The following is a 17,619-nucleotide window of genomic DNA, read 5'->3' as shown; positions in this document are numbered from 1 at the left end:
TTGCCAATCCGGTGCGTGGAAACCATCTTCCTCCATCCAACCTGGCACTATTACCATGTGGGGAACGCCAGTGCCTCCTGATGGCTGGCTGGAGCTCAACGGCCAACTATTTAATCCCAGTGGAAATCCCATTCTGGCCAGCCTGTACCCCTCTGGTCAGGTGCCAGACTTCAGGGGATATTTCCCCCGAGGATGGGATAACGGGGCAAATATAGACCCTGATAATTCTCGCTCTATAAATAGTTATCAGATGGACGAACTAAAATCACATCACCATCAATTAAATACGATGGGTATGGGTAGCAGCGGTACATGGCTGGGGATCAACGAAGGAGCTCTCCACAGCGGTTCTGGAAAAATCAGCTCAGGTACAACCGATACCGGTGGTGTTGAGACTAGACCTAAGAACGTCGCTGTTATGTTCATTATTAAAGCTGATTGATCGCAACTGCAAGTTAGCCACCGATCAACTCTTTTATGACGACGCATGAATAAAGGAAATTCGAATCAGCTTGGAAAATTCTCGATCGTGCATAGTCATTGGGGCATGAAATAGATGGGTTATGTCCCTTGCAAAGATAGATGTTGATATTCCCTGATAAATGGTCATCAGATGCAAAACCACACAATGCACCCTGTGGTTTTTCATCACCTGACCACGCACCGGATTGGCAAGTAAGTATCGCGCCAGTGCTGTCATGGCCTATCAGGCCAGTTGTATCACTGATAGATGTCAGCCCCAGCGTCACCGCATCACAGGAATCGCCAGAAACAACAACGGTCTTTTGGTACAAAAATTGGTCAGCAACAACCAGCTTACCAGCACTGACATCATCGGCAGCACTAACGCTTTTTTCTGAAGTAATGTCGCCTTCGACATTCAAGCCAGCGTTCTTCAGCTCGACTTTCTGTTTATCGTTATTCCATTTCAGCCAGGCTTGAATATCGTTCCCATTACGCCAGCCAAAAAAACCATTACTCTCCAATGCCACAAATCTCGCAGCATTCACCTCATTCGCATTTACCTGCTCGACATTGTTGATGTTATTACTATTCATATCGATAGCGGTGTTCATCTGGTTATATTCCGGATGAGCATCACTACTGAAGCGATAAAGGCGATCGCTTTCTTTATCCAGACCACCGATCAGACCGCCATTGATGGCCACTGCAATATGTCCAGGTTCAGCAGTTAACCCAAACGGGGTGACGGGAAGGGACCAGGATAATTCGGCTCCATATGCCGTATTCGCCTGTCCCCCCAACTCAGTCAGGCTTGGATCACTGATAAAACCGCCCATCCCATCGATGAGCTGAGCAACTCGACGAATGCCACCTTCGTCCAACGCGTCTCCCCCCGTGGTGACCATCAACGCTTCCAGTGCCGGCTTTGTTGAACCATTCACCGTCCGCGCTCTCACACCAAAACGATAGGTCTGTCTGTCCATCGTTGTTGTTCCCATACCTTCATCCAGGTATCCCGCATCAATCAACGTCTGGGCAGTGAACGGCTGCGGCAATGGTGTGGATACCCCCGCCGTACAGGTGGAAGGAGCCAACTGACATAAATAGGCATCATGTTTATCAGACACATACTTTCCAGCAGCCTGAGATACTTTACTGGCATGACGAGCAACGGTCTGGTAATGCAGCTCTGTCACATAATTGCTGATCACTTGCGTGACCAAACCAATCAACGCAATAAAAACCATCACACCAATGATTGAATCTTTGATTAAGCTGCCGCGTGCGGGTTGACGTCGGATAAAGCGGCGCAATAGGCCTTGTAATGACTTAATTATCGAAAACATAAGGCGACCTCTTCTATCAGTGCCAGAGCGTAAACATGAAACGGTCCGCCAATCGCTGGATATCCGTCGTAAAAGGGATCATCAGCGCCCCACATCCGGCCATCCAGGGGCCGAGCGGCGTGTGATCACGCGCCGTCAGTTGCATCGTCAGCGCACCGGCAATCAGGGATATAAACAAGATCAAGCTCCCGGCGATCCCCGTCCAGGCACTCAATACCAGCCACAGCATGATGTCTCCCCGCCCCGGTAGGAGGGCACCCAGCGATGCTCGGACAATAACAGCGATAAGCATGGCCACCACGACCACCGCAGACATCACCATTACTGGCTGAATGATGTAGGTTGGCAACGGTGAGTAATACAGAGCGAAGAAAAATAGCGGCAGGGTATAGCTGTCCGGTAACCATTCTCGTTCCACGTCGGCTACTGCACACGCAAGTAGCCCAGCTAACATCAGTAGAGGAAAGGGATTGGTGCTATGAACATAAAGTGATGCCAGACTGGCCAGCCAGAATGGGATAACCATTAACAACAGGGTCATTCCATTCAGCACTGGCGCGGACGGTAGTGCCAAAAAACGAGCAAACCAGCGCACATGCTGACAGGCCAGCCAGGCGACTATGGCTAATCCAAAAAAGAGCAACGTGGCCAAAGAAAGAAATAGCGTCAGCGTCATTTCAGTACAATACCCCGACGTTCACGCAACAGCCGTTCGTAGCGTTTCCAAATGATGTCAGCATAATTTTCACGAAGTCGATGACGCTTATCACCGAACCCGGCGTTATAGCTCCCTAAACAGTTCCAGGTTATGCCACAGACCTGAAAATGGGATGCCAGTAGTCGGGTACCAATCTGAATATTCAGGCACGGCTGATCCAGAAGATCCTGCGCTGTCGAGATAATGCCTTCTCGGATCAACTTCGGGATATTGCCTGAATTCACCATCATCAGACCGTAATCTGCACTGCCATCCGAGTTGCTCCGATTAACTGCGTGCGGATTAAAACCGCTTTCCTGTTCCATCACCGCTTCAATCAACAACGAGTCAATGAAATACTTCACACTCGCAGTATTAATGCAGGCCAACCAGGGTTGCACCGTATATTTTGCAGGGGGTTTTCCCTGAGCAACGCTGTTGCTCGGGAAATAAGCCAGCAAGATAGCAGTGATAAGCATCAACATATTGGCCATGATTAATTAACGCGATGTGGTAATAATGACGGTTTTATCACCGCCATCGCACTGCGTACCAATCATCGTCGCCGCGGTTGATGTCCCTGTCGTCACATTGGCTGTCAGCATCGCAGTACTGCCAATAGTGACGGAATAGATAGACTCCCCAGCGTTCAGGAACATTTGTGCCAGATCACCACAGCCCCCTTCCGAGACACCCGTTAATGTCAGCGCAACTGAGTTGTTGAAGGGTGAACCGTTTGTTCTGGCAGGAGCCAAAGCATACGTTCCGCCATAACGGTTGTAATATACATCCCCGGTCCGATCGACCGAGTTTGGAACACCATTGACCGCACGCAGGGTTGCCATTGAGGCGCCGGTATAGCCAGCCCTGCTCTTCAGCTTGCGAGACTGCTCCAGCATGGTTGTGACTTCAGTTTGTGTAGCACTGTTCTGATACAGCCCCCACAGAAACGTCCCCAACTGAAAGACGAGAATAATGACAGCGGCAATCACCACAACCGCGATAATGGCATCTTTCAAGTTGCCTCCCCGAGCAGGGCGATAGTGAGTGATCAGCTTGCGGCGAGTCGTAGCCAGAGACGTTTCCATTCAATAACCTCTTGAGAATAATTAACATTAAAAAAACAGGATGTTGCGATACAGGTCAGAATCCCTGCGAACTCAATGTCATCGTCAGCCCTACCACGGCAAACATGACGTAAATCAGAAAAGCACCAATAACACCGCCCAGGCCAAAGGTCAGCCAGTTACTCAGTGCGCGAATACGCTCTAGCGCAACGGGCATCTGCTCCTGACCCCAGTCATTGAGCACATCAGCGATATCCCTGCTGGCTCCTGCACGACTGAGAAAAATCGCACTTTCTTTGGAGGGAAAGCCGTAACCGCTCTCATAGAGCGCCAACCCCAGATTGCGACCGCTGCGCACACGAAACGCCGCGGCATCAAGGCGTGCGACGAGCCATGGAGACGCGTGCTGGCTGAGCGTGTTCAGAACTTCCAGTGGCAGCATCCCCGCCTTCAGCAAAGATCCAGCACTGAGCATAAATAGCGCACCTTGCAAGGTAGAGTAGATTGACCAGGGAGGAATAAACTCGAGAAAACGGCGACGAACGACGCCCCCACGTTTTGGAATATTGCGAATAATACCGAACGTGATAATGCCGATAACAAAACACAGAACGACCCCGTGCTCCTGCATCCCACGACTGACGCTATTCAATATGATGATATGTAACGTCCAGCGTTCCTCAGGAATGAGTTTGGACATGGCGGGCAACAGATGTTGTGATACACCGTAAAGTATCCCAGGAACCGAGCACACAACCAGCCCCATTTGGCCTAATGCCGGTACCATGGCACTGCGGATTTGCTGAATATATTTAAGCAGGCTGATAGATTGGGCTAATGCCTCAGACATATTGCCCGAGACATTACCCACCCGAAAAAGCACCGCTTCCAATGGCGAGCACCAGGCTGCCAGAACATCTTCCGGTGTCGCTATCTGATCGCGGGGGCCGGGCAGATTCATCTCCCCGAATGTGCGTTTGCTAACCGCATCGCTCAATTGCTGGCACAGCAGGCTACCGCGATTACGCCGTTTTCCGTTATCGCTGTAGATATCCCGCATAATGTCGAAAATTTCTGCCGGCAGCATCTCCATTCGCCAGAACGTACGCACCATCTGCCAAAACTTAATTCGTTCCGTCAGCCAAAACGTCCGGCGCATCATCGGCGGCCAGGTTACAGAGAGGATCAGAAAAACCCCTAAGACCAGCAGCACACAGAAGATGACTATCAGTAATGTCACCATGGCTAGGCACACTCCCTAAAATCGCGGTCTTCATCTGGATCCATGTGCTCTGTGGCCATCACCAGGTCTGTCTGACCAGCCAGCAGCAGACGCCGCAAATGCTGCCCACGACTAAACCCGCCCGCCTGAAGCCAGAGCCGGCGCGCCACAAAACTCCCCTCTTCCAGCCAGCTTTTCATGATATGACGGTCGGGGCGCACGATTTCAGCCACGATGGTTCGTCCACTAATTCCCTGGTTAATTGCGGTTCCCAGCAATTGCTTCGTGCACTTACCGCAACCGTCAGGGTTTCGAAAACGTAACTGCTCAAGCTCATCCGTATTAAACATGCGCTTTGCCAGCGTCTGATGCGAAGCCGGGATCAACTGACGTTTAAGGGCTTCAGACCACGGCAACGCACAGGACGGGCAGAGCGTATTCACCAACGACTGTGCAATCAGTCCCCGAAAATACGTCGGGTTCGCCAGCTCACGCGCATCAATTCCCCAGTTACGCATGCGGGTCAGTGCATCCAGCGGATAAGTGCAATGGAGCCCAAACCAGCCAGGGTGGCCACTGACGGACGTTTCCAGCGCAGCGTATGCTGATGCGTAGTCGCGGGCTTCTCCGGTATAGATACCATCCGGGTCAAGACGCATGGACATCACAACACTGCCTGCCCAGGCCTCTCCCGCTTGATGCAAGCTGAGGTTGTCAGTATTAACAGCACACTGTACGGCGCCCAAAATCAGCCCCTCGATCGGCGCTTCCTGGGTCTGGAGACTGACCTGCCCGTTGTTTCTGGCCAGCCAGCGACTGGCCAATACCCTCTGCGTCGTGGATTTACCGGAACCGGTAGTTCCACACAGGCCGATAAGTCCCTGTGATGTCAGCTCAATTTCTTCCATCGCGGCTTCATGCTCTGGCTGATAACCCAGGCTTTGCAGGGTCCTGATCCGTCCTCGATCATCCTCAATCAAGCGCATTACGGCAAAAACACCGCCGTCGTCAGTCGGTCGATGGCTATAGCGGGCCGCATACAGATTCATGTCTGCCAGAAACTCAGGTTTGACGCGGCCATCCTGAGCAACTCGCGAATTGTAGCCCTGTGATTTGGTGTCGCACATACTTTCCACCATCGTCGACAGCAGCGTTCCCCCCTCTTCAAAATCCGGTTCACGAATGGTGTACAGCAGCCCATTAATCCGGGTACGGATCCGGCTTCCCTGACGACGGTCAAGGTGCACATGGATATCAGAGGCGTTCAGTGATATGACGTCGCGAAACATCCGGCGCACCTCGCGCTGCGCCCCACTGATGCCCGCTTCCACCTCATGCGTGTTGGCCAGTCCCCCCTGACCGAGTTCACTTTTCATCACAAACTCAGGCGACGTGGGCTTCAGCCCGGCCCGGCGCAATCCAGCAAACCAGCTGACGAAGGCCGGCTCTTCGCGAATTTCACGATTAACTCGCACATTCACAGACGCGTTATCAAGGCGAATGATCGCAATATCGTCGCTGTACTGCTGGGGAACCCGGCAGGCCAAATCGGCATCGGCTGATTGATGGCTGTCCATTTTCATTACTGTGCTACCCCCGTCTGGATTACCTGTCCGTTGTTAAGTTCAACACCACGTGACGTAATGCTTTTCACTCGATGCTCACTACCTGGCCAGGTATCGCCTGGCTGAAGCACGATACGGCGACCGTTAAACTCGGCAGCCGCGCGCAGCGTTCTGTTTTCACTCCATATCTCTTTCAACCGCGCAGCCGTAATAGCCAAGCTTCCCCCTGTGCCTTTGCTCGCAGCACCAAGCCCAACACCAGGTGAGGCTGAAGGCAGTAACATATCGGGCCGGTTTTTCAGCGTTTGCCCCTTCAACCGACTTTCCGCCAGTGCGTTCTGCGCGTCCTGACGCGCCTGCTGTGTTTTTAATAAATCGATTTCTAGCTCGACAGCTCTCAGCTCCCTGACTGTCGGTTCATCAGAAACCAGGACGCCACCAGAGGGAACAGGACTAATTTCCGTCATATCAGAAGCCAATACCGATGCCGTAAACAGCAACGAGAATAGGGAAAAAATTTTCATCATCATGGTGTACTTCCTTCTGGTGCAATTCTGTCCTGGGCACGGCTGTAAGCCGTTCCATCCCATGACCAAGTCAGTGACCGCCCCTCAACCTTCAGTCCAATACGCGTCAGACGGAGTCCCACCGCAGACAAACCTGCCAGTTGAAAGGAAGGGGCTAAGCGAGAGGTATGAGAAAAGGCAAATGCGCTCCAGTCCTGAATCCATGCGACCGTTTCATCCACTGGAGTTGATATTGGCGGAACATTCTGGAGTGACGGAGGTATCCCCCGAGACTGAAAGAAACTCAGCAAAAGTCGACGATGAGTTTCACTGTCAATCACGTGATCGTCACCGCCACTGGGTAGCGCAGGATAGGAGAATGCCACCTGCGCGTTATCCCCACTCTCATCGATAAAGACAACCGGTGAGCCAGGAAGAGATTGCACAGCCTGAATCAGGCGGTTGACTGTCGCCAGCCGATTGTTCTTATCCCGTACCCATGCGGTCATAACACCGTCAGCTCGGCAGTCGGCAGAGGACAATGGCCAAAAGCCCAGCTCCAGAGGAAGCCCATCCAGCTTACGCTCGCAGACCGTTAGCAACGTCTGAGCCGATGGTTGCATCACCCACGGATGGGGTAATACACGTTTTTCTTTTTGAGAAAGTTCACTGCCCCCAGCAGCCATCGCGGCCAGCTTTGCTTTTGCAGCCTCGGCCTGGCGGGCAGACCAGCTCTGCCAGTACTGCACGCCCCATATCCCGGCAATGCCGACAGCAAACAGCACCGGCACACTAATCAGTAATGTCCGCCGTATTCTGGCAGGACACGTCAGCCGATAACGTGCAGGCCAGTCGCGACGGCGTAGCGGCAGAATATCCGCGGGGACCGCAGGGGCCTCCGGCGTAGAAGCTACATGCCATCCCGCCTTAGGCTCAGGGGTGAGCGCAATAAATTCACCGGCGATAGCGAGCATATCGTCGCGCGTACCGCAGATGTCGCCATTGAGCGCAGGAACGCCATTAAGCGTTGCTAAAAAAACGTATTCATCGTCACCGAGTTGGACAACACCATACCCGTTTTCACCCGTCCAGCCCGTAGCCAGGGCAGCCAGTGACCAAAGCCGTCCTGCTCGCCATGGGCAAGACCCCGTCACGGCTATTGCGTCGGAACGCACATCACTGGGTGTCCGATTTCCTTTATCACGTCGACGGGCGGGTGATAATTTCAGGGATAAGACATCACGCCCAAAACGCTGGGGACCTTTTTCTGCCAGCGGCTCCCAGCGCAATCCTGCAACCAGTCCACCGTTCTCATGAGGGACAATAATCATTTTATCGCCCTCACATCAGCACCGGCGTAACGGCGATAATCAGGGTGACATCATCAGTTTCACTGGATTTACTACCGCCGGCGACAGTGACATCAGGATCGAATGCGCCTTCGCGAGAGGCAGTCAGATTACGCGAGTTATAGCCACTGACGATCAAGGTCTGACCTGGTTTCAAGTTAACCCGTTCACTTAAACTGCGTACGGTGGTATACGGCATCTCCATTTTTGTATTGCCGTCTGCAGATGACTCTTTGCGTAACTGTGCCGGATCGGAGTGGCTGAAGTTAAATTGCAACTGGATATCCCCTTCATCACGGATATCCGGCAACAGCGTCATCTGTGTCCCTGTAGTGATACTGCCTGGCTCCATGTCGGTTGTGGCATAATTTTCGGATACCGTTGTTTTCTGGTTCCTCAGATAAACCATTTGACCCGCAATCTGAAACGGCGCAGGAACCAAATTAGTCGTCGTTGCCTCATGAGCCATCACAACAGACACCTTGCCTTGCGTCTCTAACGCTCGAAACAACGCTGTCGTTCCAGCAAACTTTCCATCAACAACATTGATACCTGCAGATGAAACAGCAGTCGTGGCCGTTGGCGTCCCCGCCAACGTTAAGCCAAATCGATCGAGACGCTTAGCCACGACAGACCAGTCCAGTGATGTCTGGCTGGAGCCCTTGCGCTGAACCGAATAGACGCTCACCATAAGCTTGACCATCCGATTCATACGCACATTCAGACTATCGATATAGCTCTCGACCCTATCCAATACCTGGGGAACATCTGTCACAACCAGTTCACCCGTTGAACCAGACAGATGCCAGCTCCCAGATGAGCTGATCATCGATTTGATGGACTGACCGATATCATTATGAATTTTGCTTTCTAACTTGACGCTCGTGCTCTGCCCTGAGTTCTGACTGCCACTGACCGAACTGCTATCACCACCGGCCGTCGAACTGCTGGTTCCCGTTAAGTTAGAGTTCATCGCCGTTTCGGCATTGAGAACCTTGAGACGGTAAGTTCGCGTATCCAGGTAGTACAGCACCACCTGATTGTTTTCGAATTTCCAGTTAAGTCCCAAGCGAGAGGTAATCTGATCCAACGCTCCGCCCAGCGGTTCGCCTTCCCAACTGATATCCGTAATCAGCCCTGCACCGATATTCGGTGAAAATGATTGGGTAGAGGTTACGCCGCCAATACTACCTAGAGCGGGACGCCCACCTTCATCTGGACGAGGAAGCGCCCCTTGGATAGCGCGAGTTGTCCCGGATCCCCCTTGTGAAACTGAACCGGACAGCGCGCTCATGGCATCAGGCGTTATCACGACAGGGAACCCACAACTGCGGGTAATGCGCTGGCCCACTTCATACAAAGACAAACTGCCATCAATAATCAATGTCAGACTGCACGGCGGTAACTTAACCTGTTGCGCACGAGCGCTGACACGAATAGGCCGGGGATTGACCCAGGGCTCATCGACCCAGACTAGTGAAGGTGAGGAAGGCTGCTTGCGAGATAATCCATGCAACTGCTCAGCGGTCCGGATATCCCGCTCAGCTTGATCATCCGCATCACGAAATCCTTTGGTAGCACAACCATTCAGGACCGTAGAGACGAGCAATGCCAACGCAACGTTCCGGTAAGTAAAATGAGGAGTAAATTGTGACATCGTCCGTCTTCTCTTAGTTGATGTATACCAACGAGCCTTCCATGACACTGGCAGGCAATGGAACTGACCAAGGGGCAGGGTCAACCAGGGTATTCACTCGGCCGTCGCTGATACGAGCCAGAAGCCGCGAGTCACGGGATAATTCACGTAATACTCTGGCCATACCCGGCTTTTCTTTTGCCCACACAACAACCCGTCCGTTATGTTCGGTACAGTAAATGCCTGGGTCTGAGTTATCTTCCAATCCAGGAATCGAAAGTAGATTTGAGGGGCGATTCACGGGACATAAAGACAACACGTTTATCCCCTGAGCCTTCAGCCTGCCAAGTGTGTTCGCAGTCTGCAGCATGTGCCGCGCCGTGGAGGTTTCAATGACCGAATCACCCAACGCATCACCGGCAGAGCGAGCCCCTTGATACCCACCGAGCAGGACTAACAACGCCATTAACACCAACATGCCTTGCATCAGTTTGACCCTGTTTTCAGGGGCTTATCAGAGACCACCACGACACACTGACTGCGATTAGCGAGACCATAGAGCGGGGTATCGACCTTCCCATCGACCCTTTCTGGCCCATATAAATAAAAAATGCGATTCACAAATGCATCGAAACTGCCATGGATAACCAGGCGAGGAGGCAGCGGGTAATCAACATTGATCGGCCAAACCACGGCCCATTTTCCGCCATAGGGGCAATCGACTGAGGAAGCCTTTCGCGTCAAAAACTCACGTAACGTAGTGGTGTCGGGATCGGCTTTCCAGACGGGAGTAATAACAGGTGCTGGCTTGGGTTCAGAAGCCACAGCGGGAGAAGCGACCGGCGCAGGAACCACAGTTGCAGCGACTGCCGGGATTGTTTTCGACGGCGTCGAAAGCAGCGTTGTCGTTTCCTCTTTTTTCGGCAGCTGCGCGACAGGAGCCGGCGGCAATGCTGTCGTCGGAGCCATGGATGGTTTTGTGGCTGGGACTGGAGCGACTGAGGATTTCGGTGCAGACAACGGAGTTGTTTGGGTGGCAGTAGAAGGTTTCGATATGGCGGCAGAAGCGACTGGCTTGTTCACAACAGATACCTCCGTAACCAATACAGAAGGTTTACTCTCTGTCGCTGTCGGCGAAAGCGTTGTCAGGGTTGGTACAGGTAAGGGCTGGCTGTCAGGTTTTAACATGCCTGATTTCGTCTGCGCCCCTGGGCTAGCAAAAGGGTTTCCGGAAGTCTTCGGCGACGTTGAAATGGCCGGTTTAGCAGGTACGGTAGACAATGCAACGGAGGCGGCTGGCGCAAACGAACGATATTCATCACGCAGAACAAAGCAAACTTCACGATTCACATCGTCAACACGTAACCGCCACGCGGGCCCCGCCACTATCTGTAATGCCTCACTTAACCGAACGGGGCCAATTGAGCGCTGTACGCCAGGTAAGGGGCGACTCAACAGTTCAGTGAACATCGATGAACTGCTGGGACATAATGAATACCCTGATTCAAGCAGCAAATAACGAAATCCATCACCGACGCTGCGTACCAGTTGTGGCGGCATGGTGATGTCGATCATCTGATTGAGGGGATCGCGTTGTGAATCAGCAGGCCGAGTGCTGACCAGCGTATAGCGGTCATAACGCACGACTTCTGGCGAACGATTTTGATAAATGTCGTTCACTCTGGGGGATACGTTCTGACGGGAAACTGAGGACGTCGTTGTCTGTTGAGCACATCCCGCTACCAACATTGCAGCAGCAGAAAGGCATGCCAGCGTTGGCGTATTTAGAGGGTGCCGTATAGGTCTTGTCATCAGTCTCCACCGTCGTTTAAGAGAAATCTCAAAATCAGGTGGTTATTCTGCCGACAAGCCTAAACAGGACAACGCTAAACTAAAAACGAGCTCAGAAAAGAAAAACGCTGGCCGAAGCCAGCGTTAGTGTCCCATTGCTACATGGAAAAAGTTAATTTGGCCAAAAATCGGCGTACAACACCTCTTCTACCGTCCAGATTTGTTCATCAGGCAGGTTTTCAAGCTGTGTTTCCGACGCAGCAATAGCCACGGCTTTAGACCAGATCACATCATACCAATCAGGATCATTAAGCTTTGTTTTCAAGCTGGGAGACTCTTTCAACGCGTACGCGACATCTTTACGTTGCGCTTTGATCGTCTTTTCCCAACTCGAACCACGACGTTCCGATTGAAACTTCCATTTCAGTAGGTGAGCAATCAAGACAGCCATGCGGCTTGCCAGCTCCCGTTGTTCGCTCTTACCCACGTCTGCAATCTCCTCCGCGATATTCTCGCAGTCGATCTCTGAAAATTTACCGGAGCGTAAAAGTTCAGCCTGCTCATTAGACCAGGCGACAACATCAGTCTCGTATCGAGTATGAATAGCCATTTTACCCCCGAAGAATCACAGAAAAAGTAAGTATTTTACTAAGTCTGTCATGTAAGAAAGTACCCGTCAATTTAGCTAGCAAGAGCAAGAATTTCCGGATGCTGCCGCCAGTGCCGATCGACATCAGCAAGCAATAGAGTGTTTGCCTTATCTCTCATTCGTTCCGCGGTCGAATAATTATCCCATGATGCTTCAATCGCCGCTTCTTTGCGGAGTTCTTCACATTGGGAATACAATTGATTCGCCTCAACATCACTAGAAACAGGCGGAGTCCACAGAATACCATCGCCAGCAAAGACACCCCCGATGACCAGCCTTCCAAATCTATCTAGAATTCTGATCTGGCCAGGATAAAAACTTTGTGGCCCACAGTCATGCCCCAGCTCGGGATCATAGTAATCAGCCTCTTCATCACGAATCGGCCAACTATCACTGCGATTAATAACCATTAATCGGTCAATAATCTCTGCAATAGTGGCACCGCCAGAGATTTGAAGTGATTCAGTTCGGTAAAAGGAACCATAGTTCCGATCATCCTCCAAGTACTCAACGCTGCCCATTACCTCAGCAATGAATTGTCTGTTGAAGATATCTTCACGTAGCGAAATGCCTGGCTCATAAGGTGTATGAAAAAAAGAAGGTATATTGTTCATCATATTCTCCTAATTCGGTTCATTAGGAGAACTTTCCCGCGGGAAAATTCTCCCGCAAGGAAAGGTAATAAGAAAAGCGCCAGAACAACCCTGGCGCATGAGATTAAGAAATGGCATAAAGCCCATGATTTGAAATACTTAAACCGAGCGGGCCAAAGGGTATGTCATCGTCAAAATCCATCGGCGGTTCATTGCCTGCTGGACCGGGTGATTGAGGTGTACCACTATGTGATGGTGCGGTTGGCTGCTGTGGTGTCCCCCATGACGTATTCGCCGCACTTTGGTTGTTATTTCCAGCGTTAGGGCGAGAACCCAGCATCTGTAATGTGCCGCCAACGTTAACGACAATTTCTGTCGTATAGCGTTCGACACCAGCCTGATCGGCCCATTTACGCGTTTGTAATGAACCTTCAATGTAAACCTGAGATCCCTTACGGAGATATTCGCCAGCGATCTCAGCGAGCTTCCCGAAAATCACCACACGGTGCCATTCGGTCTTCTCTTTCTGTTCACCACTTTGCTTATCCCGCCAGGTATCGGAAGTCGCTAATGTCATGTTGGCAACTGCACCACCATTCGGCATATAGCGAATTTCTGGATCCTGACCAAGATGGCCAACTAAAATAACTTTGTTAACACCGCGTGAAGCCATAACCTTTCTCCTTTTACATTGAAAAACACCCCGTGAACGGGGTGTCTATAATGAGTACCTGTTATCAGAACGAGTTTTCCGCGTAAGCTTTAGAGGCTGCGGCACCATCCTGAGGAGGTACGGAGTCAGGTTTTTCAGCTTTATAGACCTGTTTTTGGCCTATCTTAATCCAGTCAACCTTAATCAATCGGGCCTTCTGGCTAACACGCTGTTCACCGGCATGGTCACCGGATTTTAATATAAAAATCTCAGCAGAGAGATTACTCAGTGTGAATCCGATAAGAACTTTCTGATCCTCGTCAGACGCCTTTTGGCAGCGTGCGATCAGGTCAGTCGCCTCTTTACCAGCCACTGTGACATCAAAACGAACATAGTTCGCTTTATCTGCCGGACCACTTAAGGCATTAATGACACAACTCAGGAATTGTCCTGACTGGCCAGTAACGTGACGGATATTACTAACATATCCCAATCCATTAATCAGAAGATTAAAATATTCTGATTTGCCAGTTTGAGAATTGTTTTGGTTTTGAGCTTGAGTGTTGTTATTTGCAGACATAGTGTTCTCCAGGAGTGTTAAATAAGGTGTAACGGAGAAAACATTTCCCTTGAGGGAATTGTTTTTCCCGTCAAGGGTCAGGATCAGCTGTTATCCTGACTTGTCTGGTTAGTAAAATCGGACCTTCATCACCACGCTCGCAACGGCGTTCAAACTACCTGGTGATACCTGCTTCCAAAGGCTGGCAGATTTACCACACGCAACTGAGCGTGTTCTTCCTTACAGGCTACAGAAGTGTTCTTTTGTGACTACCCGAAGGCGATCCTCACGAGCCACTAGATCATTGGTGGTCATCGAAGATGACGAGTAAGCAGGGTCATTTTTAAATCACAGCGCAATATCGTCAAACCTAAATTGTTTATGTACCGGTAAAAATAAAAACGGTGTCGGTTTTATCCGACACCGTCTGATGGGGTGTACCATATCCCTGAGGTATTCAATGTGGCTCCGGGGAAATTTCCCGACGCGCTTTTCACGGAGGGTATGCGTCTTACAGATCGACTAGTGTGCGGTAGCCATCTGCTGGGCTAGTAGCGTTCAGTTCCCCGTAAGAACATCACACTACGTCGTAGCCTGCGAGGTACGAATTGCATCAAAGCGGAATTACAATATCAAAAATACCACTTGTCAGGTAACCGGTTTATTCTTAATTTTTACTGTCCTTTTACCTGATTTACTTTTTGTTTTTGCTCCTTCACTTACAACACCTTTGCAAAGGGGGTACTTTATACATCCCCAAAATATTCCATTGGTACCTTTTATTTTTTGAGTAATACCGCCACATGTTGGGCATGGCGGAATAACGGGGGGCGTTAGTGAAATTGTTTGCTGTTTGCCCTTTTCAACTAAGATTCGTGTCCATTCTGTCTGGCGCTGCATGAAGACTTCAAGAGAGAGTTTGCCCTGATATATATCTTCCAAAGACTGCTCCCACAATGCAGTCATACCAGGACTGGTTAACGTCTCTGGTAGAGCTGACACCAGTTCTCTGGCCATTAAGGTCGAATGAATATAGGATCCTTTTTTCTCCAGATAATTCCGTTTAAACAGTGTTTCAATGATTCCGCCACGTGTTGCCTCCGTCCCCAAGCCAGCATTATCACGAAGTACCTTTTTTAACTCAGGATCAGTAACAAAACTTGCCGCATTTTCCATCGCTGCAATGAGCGTTCCGTCAGTGAAATGAGATGGTGGCTTAGTCTGCAGAGACTTAACCTCTCCCCCCTTTATCTGACATAAATCATTTTGACTTAATTTGGGTAACTCACCACCGCCGTTATCATCCTGCTCCTTAGTGGCTACATTATCTTCTTTCTCGTCGACAAAAAGAGCCTTCCAGCCGAGCACAACACTAATACGTCCTCGGGTTCGAAATAGTTGTCCGCCGATATTAAACGTTGCCTCGGTTACATCAGATTCCTGAAGCGGAAAGAATTGCGCCAAGTAATGTTGCCGAATGAGAGAATAAACCTTTAATTCATCCTCCGATAATTTCGCAATATCAAAGGATTGCCTGGTAGGAATAATGGCATGGTGCGCAGTTATTTTTTTATCATTCCAGACGCGGGAAATAAATGAGCGATCAGCCCTTTGCACTGCAGAGGCTACCACAGGATCGGATTGCACAAGCGCAGAAAAGACTTCATCAATCTCTGTTTTCATTGATTCAGGTAGATATCCGCAATCCGTTCTAGGATACGTGGTCGCTTTATGTGTTTCGTAGAGTGCTTGCGCGATACCAAGCACCTGATTTGCCGCCATACCCCATTTACGAGAACAAACTTGCTGAAGAGCGCTTAGGCTAAAACATAAAGGTGCAGGGATCCTATCTCGCTTCATCGTAACATCAAGTACCACAGCCGTTTTAGTATTTCGGCACAACTGCTCTACAGCCAACGCTGCATTTTGCTGTATGCATCGGTGCTCGCTATCACAGTAACCATCAGCCGGAATCCAGGTAGCGGTAAACGGAAGACCGTCTTTTTCTAACTCAGCCAAAACTTTCCAATAGGGCTTTGCTACAAAACTATCGATTTCAAGATCACGACGAACCACGAGCGCCATCGTTGGCGTTTGTACTCGTCCGATAGACAATACATCACGCCGACCAAAACCTTTATCACGAGCCTTTAAGGTATAGAGGCGAGTCAAATTCATACCAATCAGCCAGTCTGCTTTACTGCGCCCCATGCCAGCATAATAAAGACGAACCGTTTTCTCACCTGGGAGGAGATTATCTAGTCCTTTTCGGATACTCGCGTCGTCAAGGGCGCTCAGCCACAGGCGCTTGACGTTTCCAGTAAAATGGCAGTAATCCAGTAATTCTCTGGCCAGAACCTCCCCCTCGCGATCCGCATCTGACGCAATAACAACATCATCAGCTTGCTTCAGCAAACGACTAACGACAGAAAATTGATCCGACGTGTCTTTCTTTACAAGAAGCTTCCACTGTGAGGGAAGCATTGGCAGAGAATCAAGGCTCCATTGAGCAAATTCATCACAATATGACTCAGGATTAGCCAGCTCCAAAAGGTGACCAATAGCCCAAGTAATTGTAATGTCCTTACCAAAAAGAAACCCTTTACCTCTTTGGGTTATTCCCATAACTTTCGCTATGTCTTTGGCCTGAGAAGGTTTTTCGCATAAAAATAAACGCATTACTCCCTCCCTACAGGAGAAAGCCGCGCAGAAAAAGAAGAACGTACTTTCCCAGACATAATGTCTGCATCAGGTTCCCCGTAAATCTCAATAGCTTTCAGACCTGCTGGCGTTCTGGCAAGAATATCATTGCGAGTAACAGTAACAGCACGGTAATTCTGCACGATGCTGTATATCTGTCTGATCGCATATCCTCCCTTATCCAAATATTGATCGCGAGTTGCACGAGAAATAAGACCGTAGTGGAAAGCCTGAAATACCTTCATCGCCAGTTGGTCATAGCCAACCAATAGCCAAACGCAGCGATATCCAAGCGGAGAACTACTATAAACACCGATATTTAATGGAGAAACGGACATAACATCGGATAGCGTTATAGACACTGGAATAGATTTCAGGATCTCCGATATCTCTTGAACCACTTGCTGCACTTTATCTGTCGACACTTCAATCGCATCTTCCAGCCTAACAAGCAGCGCATCAGCATAAGGGTTATCGGCGACAGATGCCTGATATACCTGACCGGCCCGTGATATCACTTGCGGCATGCTAAAAATACGGCGAGGAGGTCTTTGTGAATTTACATCGGCTGTTGCAATTTGCTCCTTGCGGCGTCCGTCCCATAACCTGATAGCATAATGAGTATGGAGATCGAGAGTTAAAGATGATTTCAATGCGCCGGAACGGGTTTCTCGTTCACGGACAGATGATGAAGTGACTGGCTCTGATGAAGCGGGTTCCTGATGGGTGTCATTATTTACACCATGATCTAACTCTGACATCGCTAACTCCTTGTGCTGACCTAAAATATTTCTGATATGGGTTAGAAATATTCAGGGCAAA

Annotated in this window: 18 protein-coding genes; 1 reads left to right on the top strand and 17 read right to left on the bottom strand. The window is 50.2% G+C overall.

Annotation, left to right across the window (positions count from 1 at the left end; all coding sequences use genetic code 11):
- The coding region (locus H0248_RS02515) for a phage tail protein (RefSeq protein ID WP_257981533.1) at positions 1 to 442 on the top strand (442 nt) is incomplete at its 5' end.
- 13 nt (positions 443 to 455) lie between these two features.
- Here the strand turns inward: H0248_RS02515 and pilV are convergent.
- The 17 genes from pilV to H0248_RS02430 all read right to left on the bottom strand — a co-directional run bounded on the left by pilV (position 456) and on the right by H0248_RS02430 (position 17,558).
- Positions 456 to 1,811 (bottom strand): shufflon system plasmid conjugative transfer pilus tip adhesin PilV, encoded by a 1,356-nt coding sequence (gene pilV / locus H0248_RS02510; protein WP_257981532.1) that lies wholly within the window; start codon positions 1,809 to 1,811, stop codon positions 456 to 458.
- A gap of 16 nt (positions 1,812 to 1,827) precedes the next feature.
- Positions 1,828 to 2,487, bottom strand: a complete 660-nt coding sequence (locus H0248_RS02505; RefSeq protein ID WP_180784590.1) for a prepilin peptidase — start codon at positions 2,485 to 2,487, stop codon at positions 1,828 to 1,830.
- On the bottom strand, positions 2,484 to 2,987 hold the full coding sequence (locus H0248_RS02500) for a lytic transglycosylase domain-containing protein (RefSeq protein ID WP_257981531.1): 504 nt from the start codon (positions 2,985 to 2,987) through the stop codon (positions 2,484 to 2,486). The genes H0248_RS02505 and H0248_RS02500 overlap by 4 nt, the downstream gene beginning before the upstream one ends.
- Positions 2,988 to 3,008: 21 nt before the next feature.
- Positions 3,009 to 3,596, bottom strand: a complete 588-nt coding sequence (locus H0248_RS02495) for a type 4 pilus major pilin (protein WP_180784586.1) — start codon at positions 3,594 to 3,596, stop codon at positions 3,009 to 3,011.
- 55 nt (positions 3,597 to 3,651) lie between these two features.
- Positions 3,652 to 4,818 (bottom strand): type II secretion system F family protein, encoded by a 1,167-nt coding sequence (locus tag H0248_RS02490; protein ID WP_180784584.1) that lies wholly within the window; start codon positions 4,816 to 4,818, stop codon positions 3,652 to 3,654.
- Positions 4,819 to 4,820: 2 nt separating this feature from the next.
- Positions 4,821 to 6,380 (bottom strand): ATPase, T2SS/T4P/T4SS family, encoded by a 1,560-nt coding sequence (locus tag H0248_RS02485; RefSeq protein ID WP_180784582.1) that lies wholly within the window; start codon positions 6,378 to 6,380, stop codon positions 4,821 to 4,823.
- A complete protein-coding gene (pilP, locus tag H0248_RS02480) occupies positions 6,380 to 6,892 on the bottom strand; it encodes a type IV pilus biogenesis protein PilP (RefSeq protein ID WP_257981530.1) in 513 nt (170 codons plus the stop codon). The genes H0248_RS02485 and pilP overlap by 1 nt, the downstream gene beginning before the upstream one ends.
- The gene (gene pilO2 / locus H0248_RS02475) at positions 6,889 to 8,199 is read right to left on the bottom strand and encodes a type 4b pilus protein PilO2 (protein ID WP_180784580.1); all 1,311 of its coding nucleotides are present in this window, start codon (positions 8,197 to 8,199) and stop codon (positions 6,889 to 6,891) included. The genes pilP and pilO2 overlap by 4 nt, the downstream gene beginning before the upstream one ends.
- 10 nt (positions 8,200 to 8,209) lie before the next feature.
- A complete protein-coding gene (gene pilN / locus H0248_RS02470; RefSeq protein WP_180784578.1) occupies positions 8,210 to 9,874 on the bottom strand; it encodes a PilN family type IVB pilus formation outer membrane protein in 1,665 nt (554 codons plus the stop codon).
- 13 nt (positions 9,875 to 9,887) lie between these two features.
- The gene (locus H0248_RS02465) at positions 9,888 to 10,340 is read right to left on the bottom strand and encodes a type IV pilus biogenesis protein PilM (protein WP_180784576.1); all 453 of its coding nucleotides are present in this window, start codon (positions 10,338 to 10,340) and stop codon (positions 9,888 to 9,890) included.
- A complete protein-coding gene (pilL2, locus tag H0248_RS02460; RefSeq protein ID WP_180784574.1) occupies positions 10,340 to 11,665 on the bottom strand; it encodes a PFGI-1 class ICE element type IV pilus protein PilL2 in 1,326 nt (441 codons plus the stop codon). The genes H0248_RS02465 and pilL2 overlap by 1 nt, the downstream gene beginning before the upstream one ends.
- A gap of 151 nt (positions 11,666 to 11,816) precedes the next feature.
- A complete protein-coding gene (locus tag H0248_RS02455; RefSeq protein WP_180784572.1) occupies positions 11,817 to 12,254 on the bottom strand; it encodes a DUF29 domain-containing protein in 438 nt (145 codons plus the stop codon).
- Between the two features lie 71 nt (positions 12,255 to 12,325).
- Positions 12,326 to 12,910, bottom strand: a complete 585-nt coding sequence (locus H0248_RS02450; RefSeq protein WP_180784571.1) for a hypothetical protein — start codon at positions 12,908 to 12,910, stop codon at positions 12,326 to 12,328.
- Between the two features lie 100 nt (positions 12,911 to 13,010).
- On the bottom strand, positions 13,011 to 13,559 hold the full coding sequence (locus H0248_RS02445) for a single-stranded DNA-binding protein (protein WP_180784568.1): 549 nt from the start codon (positions 13,557 to 13,559) through the stop codon (positions 13,011 to 13,013).
- 64 nt (positions 13,560 to 13,623) lie between these two features.
- Positions 13,624 to 14,118, bottom strand: coding sequence for an STY4534 family ICE replication protein (locus H0248_RS02440; RefSeq protein ID WP_180784566.1), 495 nt, complete (start codon positions 14,116 to 14,118; stop codon positions 13,624 to 13,626).
- Positions 14,119 to 14,745: 627 nt separating this feature from the next.
- Positions 14,746 to 16,776, bottom strand: a complete 2,031-nt coding sequence (locus tag H0248_RS02435; protein WP_180784564.1) for a DNA topoisomerase III — start codon at positions 16,774 to 16,776, stop codon at positions 14,746 to 14,748.
- Positions 16,776 to 17,558: a PFL_4669 family integrating conjugative element protein gene (locus H0248_RS02430; protein WP_180784561.1), complete on the bottom strand. Its 783-nt coding sequence runs from the start codon at positions 17,556 to 17,558 to the stop codon at positions 16,776 to 16,778. The genes H0248_RS02435 and H0248_RS02430 overlap by 1 nt, the downstream gene beginning before the upstream one ends.
- Between the last annotated feature and the right edge of the window lie 61 nt (positions 17,559 to 17,619).

Source organism: Pectobacterium brasiliense, assembly GCF_013449685.1.
In the GTDB taxonomy this organism is placed as follows: Bacteria; Pseudomonadota; Gammaproteobacteria; order Enterobacterales; family Enterobacteriaceae; genus Pectobacterium; species Pectobacterium brasiliense_A.
This window is presented reverse-complemented; position numbering and strand designations above follow the sequence as displayed.

What these genes read in the sequence shown, in the direction of transcription:
- pilV (WP_257981532.1), bottom strand. Translation starts at nt 1,811, where the DNA reads ATGTTTTCGATAATTAAGTCATTACAAGGCCTATTGCGCCGCTTTATC.
- H0248_RS02505 (WP_180784590.1), bottom strand. Translation starts at nt 2,487, where the DNA reads ATGACGCTGACGCTATTTCTTTCTTTGGCCACGTTGCTCTTTTTTGGA.
- H0248_RS02500 (WP_257981531.1), bottom strand. Translation starts at nt 2,987, where the DNA reads ATGCTTATCACTGCTATCTTGCTGGCTTATTTCCCGAGCAACAGCGTT.
- H0248_RS02495 (WP_180784586.1), bottom strand. Translation starts at nt 3,596, where the DNA reads ATGGAAACGTCTCTGGCTACGACTCGCCGCAAGCTGATCACTCACTAT.
- H0248_RS02490 (WP_180784584.1), bottom strand. Translation starts at nt 4,818, where the DNA reads ATGGTGACATTACTGATAGTCATCTTCTGTGTGCTGCTGGTCTTAGGG.
- H0248_RS02485 (WP_180784582.1), bottom strand. Translation starts at nt 6,380, where the DNA reads ATGAAAATGGACAGCCATCAATCAGCCGATGCCGATTTGGCCTGCCGG.
- pilP (WP_257981530.1), bottom strand. Translation starts at nt 6,892, where the DNA reads ATGATGATGAAAATTTTTTCCCTATTCTCGTTGCTGTTTACGGCATCG.
- pilO2 (WP_180784580.1), bottom strand. Translation starts at nt 8,199, where the DNA reads ATGATTATTGTCCCTCATGAGAACGGTGGACTGGTTGCAGGATTGCGC.
- pilN (WP_180784578.1), bottom strand. Translation starts at nt 9,874, where the DNA reads ATGTCACAATTTACTCCTCATTTTACTTACCGGAACGTTGCGTTGGCA.
- H0248_RS02465 (WP_180784576.1), bottom strand. Translation starts at nt 10,340, where the DNA reads ATGCAAGGCATGTTGGTGTTAATGGCGTTGTTAGTCCTGCTCGGTGGG.
- pilL2 (WP_180784574.1), bottom strand. Translation starts at nt 11,665, where the DNA reads ATGACAAGACCTATACGGCACCCTCTAAATACGCCAACGCTGGCATGC.
- H0248_RS02455 (WP_180784572.1), bottom strand. Translation starts at nt 12,254, where the DNA reads ATGGCTATTCATACTCGATACGAGACTGATGTTGTCGCCTGGTCTAAT.
- H0248_RS02450 (WP_180784571.1), bottom strand. Translation starts at nt 12,910, where the DNA reads ATGATGAACAATATACCTTCTTTTTTTCATACACCTTATGAGCCAGGC.
- H0248_RS02445 (WP_180784568.1), bottom strand. Translation starts at nt 13,559, where the DNA reads ATGGCTTCACGCGGTGTTAACAAAGTTATTTTAGTTGGCCATCTTGGT.
- H0248_RS02440 (WP_180784566.1), bottom strand. Translation starts at nt 14,118, where the DNA reads ATGTCTGCAAATAACAACACTCAAGCTCAAAACCAAAACAATTCTCAA.
- H0248_RS02435 (WP_180784564.1), bottom strand. Translation starts at nt 16,776, where the DNA reads ATGCGTTTATTTTTATGCGAAAAACCTTCTCAGGCCAAAGACATAGCG.
- H0248_RS02430 (WP_180784561.1), bottom strand. Translation starts at nt 17,558, where the DNA reads ATGTCAGAGTTAGATCATGGTGTAAATAATGACACCCATCAGGAACCC.